The sequence below is a fragment of the Pseudomonas sp. F9001 genome (genome assembly GCF_013385435.1).
Taxonomy (GTDB): domain Bacteria; phylum Pseudomonadota; class Gammaproteobacteria; order Pseudomonadales; family Pseudomonadaceae; genus Aquipseudomonas.
Genome location: NZ_JACAPX010000025.1, coordinates 85,633 through 102,466, shown reverse-complemented (window position 1 = coordinate 102,466; position 16,834 = coordinate 85,633). Strand labels below are relative to the sequence as shown.

General features: G+C 61.3%; 14 protein-coding genes and 1 pseudogene. 4 read left to right on the top strand and 11 right to left on the bottom strand.

Translation table 11 applies throughout. From position 1 onward, the window contains the following. Window positions 1-196: 196 nt before the first annotated feature. Entirely contained in the window at window positions 197-1,192 is a 996-nt protein-coding gene (locus HX818_RS23735) for a succinylglutamate desuccinylase/aspartoacylase family protein (protein ID WP_177020840.1), read from the bottom strand. A 74-nt stretch (window positions 1,193-1,266) separates the two neighbouring features. On the opposite strand from HX818_RS23735, the pseudogene HX818_RS31300 reads away from it, so the two are divergent. Continuing rightward, window positions 1,267-1,779, top strand: a pseudogene (locus tag HX818_RS31300) (TetR family transcriptional regulator C-terminal domain-containing protein); the annotation flags it as partial. Here the strand turns inward: HX818_RS31300 and HX818_RS23730 are convergent. The 7 genes from HX818_RS23730 to HX818_RS23700 all read right to left on the bottom strand — a co-directional run bounded on the left by HX818_RS23730 (window position 1,735) and on the right by HX818_RS23700 (window position 9,111). Further along, complete coding sequence (locus HX818_RS23730; RefSeq protein WP_003217049.1) at window positions 1,735-2,733, bottom strand: DMT family transporter; 999 nt, start codon at window positions 2,731-2,733, stop codon at window positions 1,735-1,737. The pseudogene HX818_RS31300 and the gene HX818_RS23730 overlap by 45 nt on opposite strands. Beyond that, complete coding sequence (locus tag HX818_RS23725) at window positions 2,730-3,428, bottom strand: ABC transporter permease (protein ID WP_003217050.1); 699 nt, start codon at window positions 3,426-3,428, stop codon at window positions 2,730-2,732. The genes HX818_RS23730 and HX818_RS23725 overlap by 4 nt, the downstream gene beginning before the upstream one ends. 7 nt (window positions 3,429-3,435) lie before the next feature. After that, a complete protein-coding gene (locus tag HX818_RS23720) occupies window positions 3,436-4,140 on the bottom strand; it encodes an ABC transporter permease (RefSeq protein WP_177020839.1) in 705 nt (234 codons plus the stop codon). Between the two features lie 165 nt (window positions 4,141-4,305). Continuing rightward, window positions 4,306-5,142, bottom strand: coding sequence for a transporter substrate-binding domain-containing protein (locus tag HX818_RS23715; protein WP_087692319.1), 837 nt, complete (start codon window positions 5,140-5,142; stop codon window positions 4,306-4,308). Between the two features lie 25 nt (window positions 5,143-5,167). Beyond that, window positions 5,168-7,162: an aminotransferase class I/II-fold pyridoxal phosphate-dependent enzyme gene (locus tag HX818_RS31380; RefSeq protein ID WP_087692318.1), complete on the bottom strand. Its 1,995-nt coding sequence runs from the start codon at window positions 7,160-7,162 to the stop codon at window positions 5,168-5,170. Between the two features lie 103 nt (window positions 7,163-7,265). Further along, window positions 7,266-8,057, bottom strand: coding sequence for a CDP-diacylglycerol diphosphatase (locus HX818_RS23705; RefSeq protein ID WP_102369106.1), 792 nt, complete (start codon window positions 8,055-8,057; stop codon window positions 7,266-7,268). Window positions 8,058-8,127: 70 nt separating this feature from the next. After that, window positions 8,128-9,111, bottom strand: a complete 984-nt coding sequence (locus HX818_RS23700) for an aldo/keto reductase (RefSeq protein WP_003217060.1) — start codon at window positions 9,109-9,111, stop codon at window positions 8,128-8,130. 111 nt (window positions 9,112-9,222) lie between these two features. On the opposite strand from HX818_RS23700, the gene HX818_RS23695 reads away from it, so the two are divergent. The 3 genes from HX818_RS23695 to HX818_RS23685 all read left to right on the top strand — a co-directional run bounded on the left by HX818_RS23695 (window position 9,223) and on the right by HX818_RS23685 (window position 15,473). Then, window positions 9,223-10,134 (top strand): LysR family transcriptional regulator, encoded by a 912-nt coding sequence (locus HX818_RS23695; RefSeq protein ID WP_087692315.1) that lies wholly within the window; start codon window positions 9,223-9,225, stop codon window positions 10,132-10,134. Between the two features lie 138 nt (window positions 10,135-10,272). Beyond that, window positions 10,273-14,028: a hypothetical protein gene (locus tag HX818_RS23690; protein WP_256346277.1), complete on the top strand. Its 3,756-nt coding sequence runs from the start codon at window positions 10,273-10,275 to the stop codon at window positions 14,026-14,028. 98 nt (window positions 14,029-14,126) lie between these two features. Then, on the top strand, window positions 14,127-15,473 hold the full coding sequence (locus HX818_RS23685) for a sodium:proton antiporter (protein ID WP_177020838.1): 1,347 nt from the start codon (window positions 14,127-14,129) through the stop codon (window positions 15,471-15,473). A 3-nt stretch (window positions 15,474-15,476) separates the two neighbouring features. On the opposite strand, the gene HX818_RS23680 is transcribed toward HX818_RS23685, so the two are convergent. From HX818_RS23680 to HX818_RS23670, 3 genes are all read right to left on the bottom strand, one after another. Then, window positions 15,477-15,617, bottom strand: a complete 141-nt coding sequence (locus HX818_RS23680) for a hypothetical protein (RefSeq protein WP_003217070.1) — start codon at window positions 15,615-15,617, stop codon at window positions 15,477-15,479. A gap of 11 nt (window positions 15,618-15,628) precedes the next feature. Next, the gene (locus HX818_RS23675) at window positions 15,629-15,841 is read right to left on the bottom strand and encodes a hypothetical protein (protein WP_003217072.1); all 213 of its coding nucleotides are present in this window, start codon (window positions 15,839-15,841) and stop codon (window positions 15,629-15,631) included. A 72-nt stretch (window positions 15,842-15,913) separates the two neighbouring features. Next, window positions 15,914-16,459, bottom strand: a complete 546-nt coding sequence (locus tag HX818_RS23670; RefSeq protein WP_003217074.1) for a hypothetical protein — start codon at window positions 16,457-16,459, stop codon at window positions 15,914-15,916. Between the last annotated feature and the right edge of the window lie 375 nt (window positions 16,460-16,834).

Below are 16,834 nucleotides of genomic sequence, written 5' to 3'. Positions count from 1 at the left end.
TAGCCGTCCTGGGCCAAGGATGGCCCATGACGGCGGCCCACGGTCCAAAGCCGGAGTGAGGGCACACCGAGCCTAAGCGAGGTGCCGAGTGGTGGGGCAAGAGCGTTTTGCTTACTTTTGCGCTGTTCAAAAGTGAGCCGCTGTAAGAGCGGAACCAATACCAGCCATAACCGAAGAAACGGATATGTACTCCCGCCTAAGGATCCAACACCCCCCCGCTGTACCCCTCAGACAACCGCGTCCCGGTAAACTTGGCCACCACCGAACCCTGTGAAACCAGCCGCTCCCGATGCCCCGTCACCATCCGCCCGGTTTGCGCCGCATGCAGCACAACCTCAGAAGCCGGATCCCCAGGCCGCCGAACAATCCGCGCAAACCGCTCACCCTCTTCCACCTGTTCACCCAAACCTTTTTCAAACACCAACACCCCGGCACACGGCGCCAGGATGGTCTCCATACAGCCCATATCCACCACCTGCCCGTGCCATTGCGTAATCACTGGCGCTTCATCAATCACCCCGCTGGCGCAGAGCCAAGCCCAGATCCCATCACCATCCTGCCCGGCCAGGGCATCACTCACATCCGCCTGCCCACGCAATTCAATCGTCGCCGCCAACCGCGGCTGCCCATGATCAATGATGGTCTCCTCAAACGACCCATCACCACCCTCGTCCCAGACAATCACCACATCCACCTGCAACGCCGCCGCAAGCGCCCGGCCCGCGGGCCAAAAGCTGCGGTGGATGTAGAGATATGGCAGGGCTTCATCATCGGTGTGCAGGTCCAGCACCAGGTCAGCATCGGCGGCCAGTTGCACCAGGCTTTTCTGCCATTGCGCCAGGTTGCTGGCCGGCCGCTCCATGGCCAATGAATGATCAAACGCCCGGTTGAAATTCTGCCCGGTGGCTTCGTGAAACCGCCCCAACAACCGCCCCTGGCGAAACTGGCCAATGCCAAACGGGTTGGCCTGGGGCACCACCGTCACCGTGCCCTTGAGCCGGCCCTGATCCTGGCAGGCCTGCAAACGCGGCAGCAGTTGATGCAACACCAGCATCCCGGCGATTTCATCGGCATGCACACCGGCCTGCAGGTGCACCCGAGGGCCGTCGCCGTCACCCTCGAAGCGCCAGGCGCGAATGTGCAGGGTGTTCCCGGAATCCCCGGGGACTTGCCACGAAAGGTCTTTTGCCATGCCGTTGCCCTCCTCTTGTTGGTTCTGCAGGTATATATTGAACACACGTTCAACCATGTATCTTCACCGAGGATGTGCCTGTGGCCGAAGACCGTCGCGACCTGTTGATTGCCGCCACCCTCACCAGCCTCGCCCGTGACGGGCATGCCGGCATTTCCGTGCGGCGCATCGCCGCTGAAGCCGGGGTTTCGGTGGGGTTGCTCAATCACCATTTCGGCAGCATCGATGCACTGATCGCCGAGACCTACCACAAACTCGCCAGCGAACTGACCACCGCCCTGTGGCAGGAAGTCGACCAGGCCGTGGGCCCTGCCGCGCGGCTCGATGCATTCCTCGCCGGCTCGTTTTCCTCGCGGGTCATGGACCCGAAACTGTTGGGCGTCTGGGTGGTGTTCTGGAGCCTGATCCGCCACTCGAACCACGTGAACGACTCCCATGAAAAAAGCTACCGCGCCTACCTCGAACTGATCCGCCAGTTGCTCGACGACCTGGCCGAGAGCGAAGGCTTCGTGATCCACGACACTCGCCTGGCCGCCATCGGCTTATCGGCGATGCTCGACGGACTCTGGCTCGAGTGGTGCCTCAACCCCGGCACCTTCAGCCCCGCCAACGGGCTGCACATCTGCCGTTGCTGGATACAGGGGCTGCGTCACGGAGCATTCGGCGCCGACCACATCCTGTGACACGGGGTGCCGGGCGCTGAGCATGGCCAGGGTGCCGCTGATGGCGATCAGCACGGCGCCGAAAATCAGCGACACGTCCATCACCGTGCCCCAGACCAGGCTCGACAGCAGGAACGCCCAGATCAAACCGGTGTATTCAAACGGCGCCAGCAGCGTCGCCGTGGCCCGGCGGAAGCTCGCAAACAGCAGGAACTGGCCAATCCCGCCCACCAGCCCCGCGCCGAGCATGCCCAGCCATGCCGGGGTCGGCGATGGCGTGTGGGTCCAGGGCAGCGTCAGCGCCATGCAGATCACAAACACCACATTGGTGATCAGCATCTGCTCCAGCACCGAGGTGTTGTCGTCCACCTGGCGCAACTGGATATAGGTAAACGCCCAGCACAGTGCTGCCGCCAATGTCAGGGCGATTGGCAACGGATCGAGCATGTTGCTGGGGCGACAAGCGATCACCACGCCGACAAAGCCGATGATCAGCGAAATCCACTGGCCGCGACTGGCGCGCTCCTTGAGGATCAATGCCGCGAGCAACGTGACCATGATCGGTGCGGAAAAATACAGCGTGGTCATTTCCGCCAGGGTCAGGTCTTTCGCGGCGGTGTAGTACAGCAGCCAGGCCAGCAGCGACAGCAGGCCGCGGATGATCAACAGCTTGCGGCTGACCGAGTGCCAGGCACGCTTGAGCAAACCCATTCGCCCGGCGATCACGCACGCGGCGACCACCACCAGGCTGCGCCAGAACAGGATGGTGAACACTGAATAGTCGGCCACCAGCCATTTGATCCCGGCGTCCTGCAGCGCCAGGAACGCATAGGCCAGCGAGCACAGGGCAATCCCTTGCAACGAGCGATCGGTTTTCATCCGGCAGACCTGCGCAACGGTGTGCCGCGTCGCTCGGCAATCGCGTACAGGGCTTCAATCAAAAAGGTCAGGCACAGGTAGACCCCGGCCACCAGCAGCAGCGGCTGGTAGATCTGCAAGGTCTGGGCGCGTACCACGTTGGCGGCGCCAAGCAGGTCGACCACGGCAATGGTCGAGGCCAGCGCCGTGGACTTGAGCAGCATCACCGTCTCCCCCGCCAGGGTCGGCAGCAGCAGGCGCATGGCCCGTGGCAGGCGCACCCGCAACAGTGCCTGGCGTGGCGTCATGCCGAACGCCGAGGCGGCTTCCATTTCACCCTTGGGCACGGCCAGCAGCCCGCCGCGAATCACTTCACCGACGTACGCGCCCACCGACAACACCAGGGCGAACACGATGTACCAGTAACCGTCCCGCAGGAACGGCCAGAGGAAACTCCCGCGAATCATCGGGAACTGGGCAAACAGGCTGCCCAGGCCGTAATAGAAGATGTAGATCTGGATCAGCAACGGCGTGCCCCGCAGCACACTGGTGTAGCCCAGTGCGCAACGGGCCAGCCACTTGCGCCGGGACAACCGCGCCAGCGCTACCAGCACCGCCAGGGCGAAGCCGAGCACTGCCGAGATCACCAGCAGCGACAGCGTCGTCTGCAAGCCCTTGGCGATCAGTCCTGCGTAATAACTTATCCACTCAGGCATGTGCGGCTCACTCGACAACCGGCATCCAGCGACGAATACGTCGCTCCAGGCGCCCGGACAGGTAGTTGGAGGCCAGTGTCACCAGGTAATACAAGGCGGCGGCCGTGAGGTAGAACAACAGGTAATGCCGGGTCGAGCCCGCCGCCTGTTTGGCGGTGTACAGCAGTTCGTTGGTGCCCACTACGCTGATCAGCGCGCTGTCCTTGATCAGATTGATCCACAGGTTGGACATCCCCGCCAGGGCGTATGGCGCCATGATCGGCAGGGTCACCCGACGGAACAGGCCAAAGCCGCTCAAGCCAAACGCCCGCGCCGCTTCGATCTGGCCATGGGGAATCGCGAGGATCGCCGCGCGGAAAATCTCCGAGGCGTACGCGCCTTGCACCAGCCCCAGTACCAGGACCGCTACCAGCTGGCCGCTGATGTTGAACTGCGCAAACCCCAGCCACAGCATCAATGCGTTGAGGCCCATCGAGCCTGCGTAATACAGCAGCAGGATCAGCAGCAACTCGGGCACCGCGCGAAACACCGTGGTGTAGCCGCGCATCAGCATGGCTATCGGGCGCGGTGCACTGAGCTTGGCGCAGGCCACCACCAGGCCGATCAGCAGCCCCACCGCAAACGAGCCGGCGGAGATCTGCAGGGTCATCCATAACCCCTTGAGCAATGCGTTGCCCCAGCCTTGTTCGCTGAAGTTGAGTAGATCGAACATCGCGGCTCCCTATTTCGATGACACGCAATGACCCTGTGACGAGGGAGCTTGCTGTGGCGAGGGAGCTTGCTCCCGCTGGACTGCGTAGCAGGCCCATTTTTTGGGGGCGCTTCGCACCCCAGCGGGAGCAAGCTCCCTCGCCACAAGCACTCCCTTTCTACCGGGTTAGTTTGTGTAGGGGCTGTCGCAGACTTTGCTCACATAGGCAGGCGTGTCGGCGCGTTTGCACGGGCTGACCGATACCCCAAACACGCTCTGGGACAGGTCGGCGTAGTCCTTGCTCACCAGCAACTCACCGATGGCCTTGTCGAGCCGGGCCTTGAGTTCGGTGTCTTCCTTGCGCAGGCCAGCCCCCACGCCGCGGCCGATGATCGGGTCGTAAGGCACTTCGGCGATTTCGGCCAGGCCCTGGGCCTCAGGGGTCTTGACCATCATGGCGATGGCGACGCCGTCGGCCATCATCAGGTCGGTGCGCCCGGCAATCAGGTCGGCGTTGGCCGATTCCTGGGTATCGTAGTACTTCAGGTCAGCAATGTTCTCGTAGTACTTCTTCAGGTAGTTGGCGCTGACCGTGGAGATCTGCACGCCGATGATCTTGCCCTTCAGCCCTGCAGGCGAGACTTCGACCGTGGTGCCCTTGGGGCCGGCAATGCCCAGCAGCGAATCGTAGTAGGCGCGGCTGAAGGCGATCTGTTTTTCGCGCTCTTCGGTGACCGACATCGAGGAGAAAATCACGTCGATTTTCTTCGCCAGCAGCGACGGAATAATCCCGTCCCAGGCCACTTCCTTGATCTGGCACTCAGCCTTCATCAAGCCGCAGAGCTTATGGATCAGGTCGACTTCAAAGCCCGTCCACTCACCATTGCCGCCCTTTACCGTGAACGGTGGGTAGGGTTCTGCCGCCACCGCGAACACAATGGGTTTCTCCGCCGCCAACGCAGTACCTGCCGCCAGCATCAACACAGCACTGCTCAACCACTTTGCCAATCGTTTGGATTTCATGATCTTGCCCCGTCTTTTTTTGGAGTTAGCGAGTTTGATGCGCGTTGACGAACTGCCGGCAACGTTCACTGCGTGGGTCGATAAACACCGAGTCCGGCGAGCCGGTTTCCTCGATCAGGCCTTGATGCAAAAACGCGACTTTGGATGACACATCCCGGGCGAACGCCATTTCATGGGTCACCAGGATCATGGTGCGGCCTTCTTCGGCCAGGGAGCGAATCACCCGCAGGACTTCGCCCACCAGCTCCGGGTCGAGGGCCGAGGTGGGTTCGTCGAACAGCATGACTTTGGGGCGCATGGCCAGGGCTCGGGCGATGGCCACCCGCTGCTGCTGGCCGCCGGAGAGGAACGCCGGGTATTCATTGCGCTTGGCGGCCAGGCCAACCCGGTCGAGCAAGGCTTCGGCGCGCTCGATGGCTTCGGCCCGGCTTTCGCGCAGCACCTGGGTCGGCGCTTCGATCAGGTTCTCCAGCACGGTGCGATGGGGCCACAAGTTGAAGTTCTGGAACACCATGCCGAGTGTCGAGCGAATCCGCACCAGTTGCCTGGCGTCGGCCACCAGCGGTGCGCCGGGCCGGCCGTAGTTGAGCTTGATGCTTTCACCGTCAACGTGAATGCTGCCCTGGTCCGGCACTTCGAGCATGTTGATGCAGCGCAGCAAGGTACTTTTGCCCGAGCCGCTGGCGCCGATCAGCGAGATCACCTCGCCTTCGTGGGCGGTCAGGGAGATGCCCTTGAGCACCTCGATATTGCCAAAGCGTTTATGCAGGTCGAGCACCTCGATCATCTTCTTCGCAGCCACCGGCTGTACGCTGATGATTTTCGCCGCAGGCTCGATTCGCGGTTCTCCGGCGAGCTTGGCGACGAAGCGGCTGATACGTTCACAGGCTTCGGCCAGTCGCGCTTCACCCAGGGTAAACGACAGCCGCACAAAACCCTGGGCCGGTTCGCCGAAGGCCGCGGCATCCAGCACGGAAACCCCGGCTTCGCGGAACAGCCGCCAGGCGAAATCCAGGGAGCCGAGGCCGGTATCCCGCACATCCACCAACACGAACATGCCTGCCTGCGGGGCCCGCACGTGAATGCCCGGGCAACCGCCGAGGCCTGCTACCACCAGGTCGCGGCGGCGGCGGTAGGTTTCGCGCATGCCCTGGGTGACTTCATCGTGGGCCAGCACGGCGGCGGTCGCGGCTTCCATCACGAACCCCGGCAAGCCGTAGAGCATGCTCAATACCAGGGTTTCCGCGTGGGCCACCATCGCAGGCGCGGCGACGATCCAGCCGATGCGCCAGCCGGTCATGGCATGAGACTTGGACAGGCTGCCGATCACGATGCAGCGATCGGCCATGCCCGGCAACGCGGCCAGGCTATGGTATTCGCCATCGAACACCAGGCTTTCGTAGACCTCGTCCACCACTACCCACAGTTCATGCTCGATCGCCAGGTCGGCGATCACCTGCAATTCCTGAGGGTTGAGGACAACGCCGGTGGGATTGTTGGGGTTGGAGAAGAAGATCGCCCGGGTGCGAGGCGTAATGGCGGCAGCCAGCAGTGCCGGGTCGAGGCGAAAGCCCGAGTCGGCGGAACACGGCACCCGCACCAGCGTTGCGCCGCTGGCCTTGAGGGTCGCTTCGTAGGTGACGTACATCGGGTCGAGCACGATCACTTCATCACCGGCCTGCAACAGGCACAGCGAGGTGACGAACAAGGCGTTCTGCGCACCGGCCACGGTGATGACGTTTTCAGCGTTGAGCGGGCGAGCCAGGGACTGGCTGTAGCGCGCGGCGATGGCATCGCGCAGTGCCGGGCGGCCGGGGATTTCGGTGTAGTGGGTGTCGCCCTGGCGCAGGGCCTCGACGGCGGCGTCAGTGATGAACGAGGGTGTGGCGAAATCCGGATCGCCCACACTCAGGATGATGATGTCTTCGCCTTTGCTGCTGGCCTGGAAGGCGGCGTGGTGGATGTCCCAGGCGGCTACGCCCTGCCCTGCAATTCGCTCGACAAAAGGTGAAAACCGCATGCCAGTGCCTCTCGTTCAATCAGAAAAAGCGCAAGCCCGCCTGTTACCAGGCAGGGGGTGCAGCCAACATAATTGAAACTGAACACTCGTTCAACGGCAAACTTCACCGGATGTCGTTAACAGCTAAAACAGGTCGTTGTGGTGGTTTGCCCATCAAGTTGCATTGGCGGTCCTGCAGTTCTTCGGCGGAGGCCAGGTTCCATTCCTTGAGCGTCAACCGCGTGGTCAACAGTACGAAGTTGCCGTTCGCCGCCGGTGCCAACAGCAAGCTGTAACTGGCCATGGCGTCGCCCTGGGCCTGCACGTAGTCATTCAGGATGGCCAATGGGTCGCGCAGGTCGAATTCCACCGCCGACAACGTACGGGCACTGTAGGTATGCCCCTGCAGTTTTACCGGCAGGGTTTGCCAGTGCTCGTCGAGGGTTGCCGCGCGTTCGTTGAGGGTGTTGAAAATGTCGGGGCGCAGGCAGGCGATATGAATGTGCAACTGGTTTTGCGTGCGGCCATACCGCGAGTTGATCGCCAGGGATACATAACGGTCGGCAATCGGCGTTTGCAGGCCGGCCGAGAGTACATCGTGGTGTTTCCAGGCCTGGGCAAAGTAATGCGGCAACAAGTCCCGAGCCAGCGCGACGTCTTCGATTCCGGTGACTTTATCGGTGGGGATCAGTAAGTCCTGGTACGGGCCGTTGAGGTCCTTGAGCAGCGCGAACCCCTTGTCCGGATCAACCTCGAGGCAGGGGCGCGGATTCTGGTGCTGGTTCTGGTCGGGCACGCATTGACGGCTGACGATCTGCCACAGCACATCGGGATTGCCGCGCCATTTCCAGGCGGCTGCCACCGCCACCACACACAGCAAACCACCCATGATCTTGAACAAGGGACCGCGCTTCATGCCAAAAACCTCAACGCCAAAGGAATGTCTTTTGTTGTTTTGCAGCTGCAAGACATCCCTGTCGCAAAGGTTAACGCTGGGCCGGGGCCATGAACTCCGGCCCTACCGGGTCTTTTATCGTGCTGGCCAGAATACGGTCGATATGTTGCAGGTCGTCGGCCGTGAGCTGCCAGCCGAACGCATCTTCAACGCCTTTGAGCTGCTCCGGCCGGCGGGCGCCCCACAGTGCAACCGTGGGGCCCTGGTCCAGCACCCAGCGCAACGCCAGGGCCAGCACAGACTTGCCGTGGCATTCGCGAGCGTACACGTCCAATGCCGCGACCGCCGCCAGGTACTGCTCAAAGCGTGGCGCCTTGAATTTCGGGTCTAGCTTGCGCACGTCATCCCCGGTAAAACCCGTGGCCGCGTGCATGCTGCCGCTCAACAAACCCCGACACAGCGAACCGTAAGCCAAAACCACCAGTGAATTTTGCTTGGCGTACGGCAGGATATCGCTGTCGATCGCCCGCTCAAACAGGTTGTAGGGCGGCTGCACGGTGTCCAGGTGCGTGTACTGGCGGAAATCGTCCATTTGCGCAGGCGAATAATTGCTCACCCCCACGGCAAGGATCTTGCCTTCACGGCGCAGTTTTTCCAGCTCGCCGGCGGTTTCCTCCTGGGCTACCAACGGGTCGGGCCAGTGAATCTGGTAGAGGTCGATGTAGTCGGTTTCGAGGCGCAGCAGTGAGTCTTCGATTTCCTTGCGGATACGTCGGGCCGTGGCATTGCGGCGCACCGTGCCGTCGTCCCATTGCAACCCGGCCTTGGTGGCGATCACCGCCGTGTGGCGTACGCCGCGCAGGGCCCGGCCGATCAGTTCTTCCGACAGCCCAAGGCCGTAGACCGGCGCACTGTCGATAAAGTTGATGCCGCTGGCCAGCGCATGGCGAATGGTCTTGACCGAGACCTCATTATCGGCGCCGCCCCACATCGAGCCACCCATGGACCAGGTGCCCAGGGCAATCCGCGAGACGGCCTTGTCGATGCCCGGGATCTTGATGGTTTCGATACTCATGAAAAAGCCTCCGCCAGAAACAATCAGTAAAAAAACGATTACTCTAGATCATCCGTGGTTGAATCGGGCTCAACGCCGCGTGCAACCCAAACCCCATAAAAGGTGCTTGATATGGCTGCGTTCAACCGCTCCGAGTTGGCCGACCTGAATGTCTTCATGGCGATCATCCGTCGCCGCAGTTTCCGGCATGCCGCCAATGAACTTGGCGTCACCACCTCGGCCCTGAGCCACACCATGCGCAACCTGGAAACGCGCCTGGGGGTCAAGTTGCTGTATCGCACCAGCCGCGCCGTAGAGCCTACCGATGCCGGCGTGGTACTGGCGGAAAAACTCAGTGCCGGCTTTGCGACGATCCAGGACGGCCTCGACACCCTCGAACTGTACCGCGAGGCGCCGATTGGCCGCCTGCGCCTGAACGTACCCCGGGATGCCGCGGTGCTGCTGATTTCGCCGGTGCTCGGCGAGTTCACCCGCACCTACCCGCAACTGCGCCTGGACGTGATGATCGAGGACCGCATGCTCGACATCGTCGCAGAGGGCTACGACGCAGGGATCCGCTATGGCGCCACGGTGCCCCAGGACATGGTGGCCGTGCCGCTGACCGGCGAGCTGCGCTGGATCATGGTCGCCTCCCCGGCCTACCTCGCACAGGCAGGGACACCTGCAGTGCCCAGGGACTTGCTCACGCACTCCTGTGTACGCATGTACCTGGGCGACAAGACCACCTACAAATGGGAACTGGGCAATGGCGTACGCCAGCAGCGGCTCGATGTGCCCGGCCACTTCAGCGCGGCCGACACCCAGACCATCGTTGATGCGGCCCTGCAAGGCGTGGGTATCGCCTACTGCCTGGAGAATCGCGTGCTGGCGGAACTGGCCGACGGGCGCCTGGTGGAAGTGCTGCCCGACTGGGCCTGCATCGGCGCGCCGCTGTGCATGTACTACCCCAGCCGGCGTCAGTCGCAGCCGGGATTGCGCCAGCTGATCGACATGATTCGGCTGAGGACCGCGGCGCACCCTTAGCATGGGCGCGTAAAACGCCGTATCAATCTGCATGCCAGTGGGATGGAATCGCTGAGGGGGCATCGGGTACGAAGAGTTACACCCGCTGGAGCGAAGCGCTGCTTGGGTGTACTCGATAAATTACCGGATCCCCCTCCTATGACAATTGCTCCTACTCAGGCTACGGCTTCTTTCATTCCTTTGAGCGCACCTGACAAGCCGCTTCCCCCGGCGCGGCTCCAGGCCGCAGCGCCGGAAAATGCCGCGCCAGGCTCCACCGGGACCAGGATCCCCAGCCCGCGTGCCGATGCCGACGGTGAACTGGCAGGCCAGGTAGCCAGCGCGCTGCGTCAGGTCAAGGGCGACGGCCATGACGACGCGATCATGGTCGAGAACATTCCGCCGAACTCAACGTTCGGGCAGTGGTGGTCGCAGTTGGGGCGTGCCATGGAGTCCCCGCAAGTCCGTGACTGGATGAGGGAAAACGGGATAAACCCCAATTCAGTGATGATTGACCCCAATACCGGGAAGATCACCTACCAGCGCAGGCCCTCCGCCGCCGCGCAACCCAACGGCCCCGATGACAAAGGCTGGGCGCAGGTGGGCGCACAGGTCAGGGACGCCGCACGCGTTATCGGCGACGGTAACCCGATCCCCTTCAAACCGCCGCTCTCCCAAAACAGCAACAGTGCCCCCCTGTGGTTGGTGAGCCAATTCTACAAAGAGCAAGAACATATCCTGCCGGATCATGCCCACGAGCGTGCAGATGAGTTGGCGCGCGACAAGGCTTTTACCGGCGTGAGCGGCCCGCGTTTTGCGGACCTGCACGAAACCCGTGGTGAGGATGAGGTTGAGCGCCAGAAAGCCCTGGTGGGCAATACCCAGACGCTGAACACCGTGGGGCGTGAACTCAATTACCTGCTTGAGCGGATTCGATCGGGCAGCATTGGGAGCGGTGACGTTCTCGACTACCTGCAAAAGAATAAAGTCGAGCTTCACCCCGACAGCGCTTACCGCCAGGTCGGGAGCACCGACTCAGGGAGCACCATTAGCCTCAAGGAATTCCTTGAGATCAATGGCTGGGACGTGCCAACCACGCCCGAGGAGGTGGAGAACCTGACGAATTATCTGCTCAGGCCTGAACTCCAGACGCCGCTCCATGGCAATTATGGCGGTGCGCTGGAATGGCAGCCCCCGCTTGCGCCCGAGGCGGCGAATCAGCTGCGGTCCGACCTGCGCCGCGGCAAGATCGGCGACGTTGATTTGAACGGCGCCAGGAACGTAGTGGAATACCTCATGCAGGGCAAGTCGTTCACGCCTTCCGAGCTGGCTGACCCGCAGCGGGTGCTCGACTCGCTGATCCGCTCCCCCAAGGGCAAGGCGTTGGGCGAGGCCCTCCAGGCAAAATTTGACGCGCAGTCCATCAAAGGCAGTGCCACTGATTGGCTGTTGGCGGCCATGAGTGTGGACAAAGACAACTCGTTCCGCGCGACAGACCCCAGGTCCAGGCATCACATCGCCGGTTTTGCCGTGACCGGGAACAGTACCTGGGGCAAACCCGCATCCGGTATCGTCAGCCGGTTGGCCGAACATCTTGTCAGCACCGGCAAGGCATCGTCACCCGAGGCAGCGGCGCTACAAGCGCATCTGCTGCTCTCCACCCGCGCTCCGGAGTTCCTGGTTAAAGACATCCCGGACCAGGTCACCCCGGGTTCCCATAGTTGGGTCAGTTTTGTCACCGCGGTAGAACGCATCGAAGCGCAGTCTCCGGGTTCAACCGCAGGGATGTCCTACGGGCAGGTCATGCTCCACGCTGAGGTCGCGCCGGTCTCCGCCCAGGAGCGTTATGTCGAATATGCCGCCCAGCAAGAGGCGCTCAAGGATTGGGGAAGCGCGAACGGTATGCCGTATCCGGTGACCGAAGGCCAAATGAATGATGTACGCGATGCATTCGATGCGCAGATCACCGAGCTGAGCGCGGCCAGTCAAACACAGAGCATGCCGATGCCATTACGCAAGGAAATGGCCCTGGAGCAGTTGCGCAAAGCCCTGCCAGGCATGGATACGGCAACCCTGGAAGACAAGAGCATCACGCTGGAACCCGCCCATAGCGATTTCCCGGGGCCTTATTCGATCCTCGACTTGTATATGAAGGACGCGCTTCACCATCGACCTGGCGTCGAAGAACCACCGGCCGTAGGGGTACTTGGAATTGGGCCCCCGCCCCCCGCTGACAATCATTGGGTGACCTCATCCAGTACGTTGAACCTCAGCGAGGTGCTGGAAAAAACCAAAGACCTGCCAAGTATGCCGAACGTGTTCCAGGACGCGTTCGGGGAATACGCCGACGGCATCGAAAAAAGCGTCGCGACCCAGGTCAAGTGGATGGTTTCGCGGCTCCCTGAAGAAGACCGTAAAAACCTGGAATACGGCGAAATCACAGTGGTCAGGGAAGTCGACGTCGATAAGGACAACTTTGGCAAGGAAACCCGCAAACGGGTGCCCGACGACAATTGCCTGCTGGTGAAAACCAGGCGCAACAACCAGGTGCACATCTACGAAATCAATCTCAGGACCGCAAAGATTACCGAGCGTACGGACCTGGGTGACTTCACGGCAGGCAAACAGCCTTCCAATCACACCCATTACCATAAAGACCTGGAAGAAGTCATACCTTCGGGCGAGTACGCACCCGGGTTGACGGATGAAAAAATCCAGGCCGCCAACCCCAAGAGCTTTGGCAGTGCCCGAACGTCTTATATTGCCGATGCCATGGTGAAGGATGTTGATATTCGGTCATTCAAAAAAGAGGCCGAGGGGCTCACCACGCTTGATACCGAGGTTCCCTTTTACAAGAAAGTCAATGAATTCCTCCTCAACCTGATCCCCTTGAGGTCGGCAATCGTCAACTTTCAAAACGGCAACATCGGCGAAGGTGTCGGCGACCTGGCCCTGGATATATTTGGGTTTGCCGTGGGCCTCGGTGCGGCAGCCAGGGGCGCCAAGGCCGTGGCCGCCGGCGCATCGGCTTTCAGCAAGTTCGCCCAGGGCGCGAAGATTGTCGGGCGCGCGGCGCTGGGGAGTTTCAATCCGTTGAGCGGAGCTGATGATCTGGCCCGGAGTGCATTGAAGCTGGGGCGCACCACGCTGACCGCTGGACGTAACGGCGTCAATCATCTGCGTGGCGCCTTGCGCAGTGTCGACCTGACGTCACTGGCGAAAAAGCCCGGCATTGCCGAAGGCACTTACAAGGCGGCCAATGCGACCGAAGAAGCCAAGGTGTTTGCGAAGTTTGATGACGCCACCGGTAATTGGCACGCCTTGAATGTGAAAACCAGAAAGCCCTTTGGCGAGCCGCTGGAAAATTTCAAAGCTGACGCCGTGCCGGTAGAAGCGCTTCGCGACAAACTGGAGAAGCTCCATGCCAAAACGGGATACACCGGGACAATCTGCTACGAAAAAACCATGTTCGTCGGGATGGCAGACAATGCACTCCCGTTGAAAACTCGCGAGGCCGTGCTGGGCAGTGTGGTCAGGAGCGGGGATTCCAATTACACGCAACGCTACAAGGATCTGATGGGTATTACTGCCGAGAATACCAGCGCCGTATTCAGGCCCGCGGACATTACCGAATCAGGCGTTATCAATTTCATGAGCAATAGAGCAGACGGCAATATCGTACACACCGCCTATATTCAAAAGAGCAGTGATGGAAAACTCTATATCTACAACACCAACCAAGCCGGCCTGGACAAAGCCATGTTCGATGCCACTGGCACTCTTGATCAATCGGTCGGTGCAACGGTATTCAGTCTTGATAATGACGGGCTGCAAAAGTTTCTCGACTCGGGGTTCACCTTCTCCTTCACCCCAAACAGCACCCTCAATGCCAACGTAACACGCCTGGCGACCTGACAAACCGCGCATTGTCCGAGCAGGCAATGCGCGTTTTTTGAACCTCTCTCTCCCGGCAAACCTCAAACGTTCACACAGACCATGCCCGGGACTATTCAATGACCTTCATCCTATGGATGGCCGTACTGGGCGCGGTGTTGCTCACCCTCGCCCTCACCTCCTCCTACCTGCGCTGGATGCCGGTCACCACCTCGGCGGTGTGCCTGTTGCTCGGCGTGGGTATCGGCCCGCTGGGCATGGACCTGCTGCATCTGGACATCAAGGCCTCGGCCAGTTGGATGGAACACCTGACGGAAGTCGCGGTGCTGTTTTCGCTGTTCGTCAGCGGGCTGAAACTGCGCCTGCCCCTCAAGCACCGAACCTGGCGCATTGCGTTTGGCATGGCCGGGCCGGTGATGCTCTTGACCATCCTCGGGACGTGCCTGGTGCTGCATTGGCTGCTGGGGTTGTCGTGGGGGGGTTCACTGCTGGTGGGGGCGATTCTTGCGCCCACCGACCCGGTGCTCGCGGGCCTGGTGCAGGTCAATAACGCGCAGGATTATGACGCGCTGCGCTTCGGTCTTTCCGGTGAGGCAGGCTTGAACGACGGCACGGCCTTCCCGTTCGTGATCTTTGCGCTGATTTTCATGCAGCACGGCGGGTTCGACGGTGACTGGCTGGGCGGCTGGGTGCTGAAAAACCTGCTCTGGGCCGTACCTGCCGGGTTGCTCGTGGGCTACTGGATGGGGCGTGGCATCGGTCGCGTCACCCTGAAGATGCGTATCACCAATGCCGACAGCACCCTGTCACCGAATGACTACCTGACGCTGGCCCTGATCGCCCTCGCCTATGTGGTGGCCGAAGCCATCGGCGGCTACGGCTTCCTGTCGGTATTTGCCGCCGGCCTGGGCCTGCGCCAGGCCGAGTTCAAGTCCACCGGCAACTCACAAACCCCGGCGGAACATCTGGCACAGCCGGTGGTTGGCCACATGGAAGTTGAGCCGGAGCATGCGTTGCATGGCGATGTCGGGCAACTGCAGGACACGCAGATCGCCGCCGGGGTGATGATGGGCGACATGCTCGCCTTTGGTGGGCTGGTGGAGCGTTCGATGGAAGTGTTCCTGGTGACCTTGCTGGGCGTGGTGCTGGTCAGCCATTGGGACTGGCGGGCGCTGGCGGTGGGGGCGGCGCTGTTTTGCGTGATTCGCCCCCTCAGCGTGCTGTCGATACCCTGGGGCAGCTTGCTGAATCGCCATCAGCGCGGGCTGGTGGGCTGGTTCGGGATTCGCGGGATCGGCAGCATCTACTACCTGTTCTATGCCATCAACCACGGGCTGGTGGGCACCAGCAGCGCGGTCGCGGTGAACCTGACGCTGTCAGTCATTGCCCTGAGCATCGTCGTTCATGGTCTCAGCACGCAGCCGATGCTGGCGTGGTATGAACGACGTGCCCAGGCACAACAATGACGTCTACTCCTGGTTTTCAGTGTTGCCGACGTCAGCGGCATCATCCAGGTCGTTAAGCGGTACTTCGGCATCATCCATCAATGAACCCGGGTCTTCATTGCCCGGGTCATTGAGTTCATCATCTTCGTCTATTTCAACTGACATCACCGTCTCCTCTAACCGCCTTGGGTATCGATATCGGCATCGGTTTCAGGCTTGGGCTCGCGCTCGGGCTTGAAGTCTGGACTGTAGTCGTTTTCCTTGGCCTTGGGGTCGCTGGCAGGCTTGGGGTCTTTTGGCGCGTCGGCCGCGGTGCCGGGGGCCGGTTCGCCGCGGTCGATGGCGGGATCGTTACGGTTGCTGGTTTGCGGGTCGTTGTCTGTGCTCATGGCTCACCTCTGTTGGAAAACGCAGGCTGCGTAAACGTAAGGTCCCGTGCGGGTCGGTGAAGTTCCAATTGCTTATGAGCCGGGGTTGTCCACCTGGATGTAAAACGCGTAGGCCCCCAGCATCACCCAGAACACCATGAACAGCCAGGGCGCGCGCATCGAGAACAACAGCGACTTGCGATAGCCCTTGTGGGACGACTCCATCTCACTGAACAGTGGCGACTCATCGTAGGCCAGGCCCATCACCGGCTCGCTGCGCAGCAGTTCGCTCTGCTTGTAATGCCAGTGGTCGATGATTTCGTAGGCCGCCCGAATCCCCGGCCAGGCGTTGAGGGAACTGAGAATGCCCAGGGTCGCCAGGAACACGGGCACCACCAGGGTGAACAGCTTGCCCCATTCAGGGTTCAGGTTGCCCATGCCGGACACGAAGGCGATCACCAGGAATGACTGGGCCGTGAGGTAGGCGTCGGTGCGGTTGGCCAGGATGCTGGTTTCGTACTGGATTTCACGCCGGTAAAAGTCGAGACGGTCCTTGGGCGAACCGAAAATCTTGGCGTTGTGTTCGCTGTGGTCGGTCAGGCTCGATTCCGGGGTGTCGGGTGAGATGATTCTGGGCACATCCGTGCTCCGTGCTGGCATTTGAAGCAGTTTAGAAGAACCGGGCTGGTGCAAAGTTCAAGTAATCAGTGCACCGTTTTGAGGCGATAGGGCCGCATCGGTGGCGCGGGAGCTTGGGCCCGCTGGACCGGGACAGCGCTCCAGTGCGCAGCGGTCTGATTCCTTTTTGGGGCCCCTGCGCAGCCCAGCGGGAGCAAGCTCCCTCGCCACAAGGTGGATGGCACAGGCATTGCTTTAGTCCTTTATCTGCCCGGATACAGGAGCAATCGTTACCCCCCGACCCAGAGCCCACCCCAAAAGAAAGTAAGGACCAGGCCTGCTGGCACCATCAGCCACGGGCTCATAAAAAAATGCGTTTTCTAAAGCGGCAGTGCC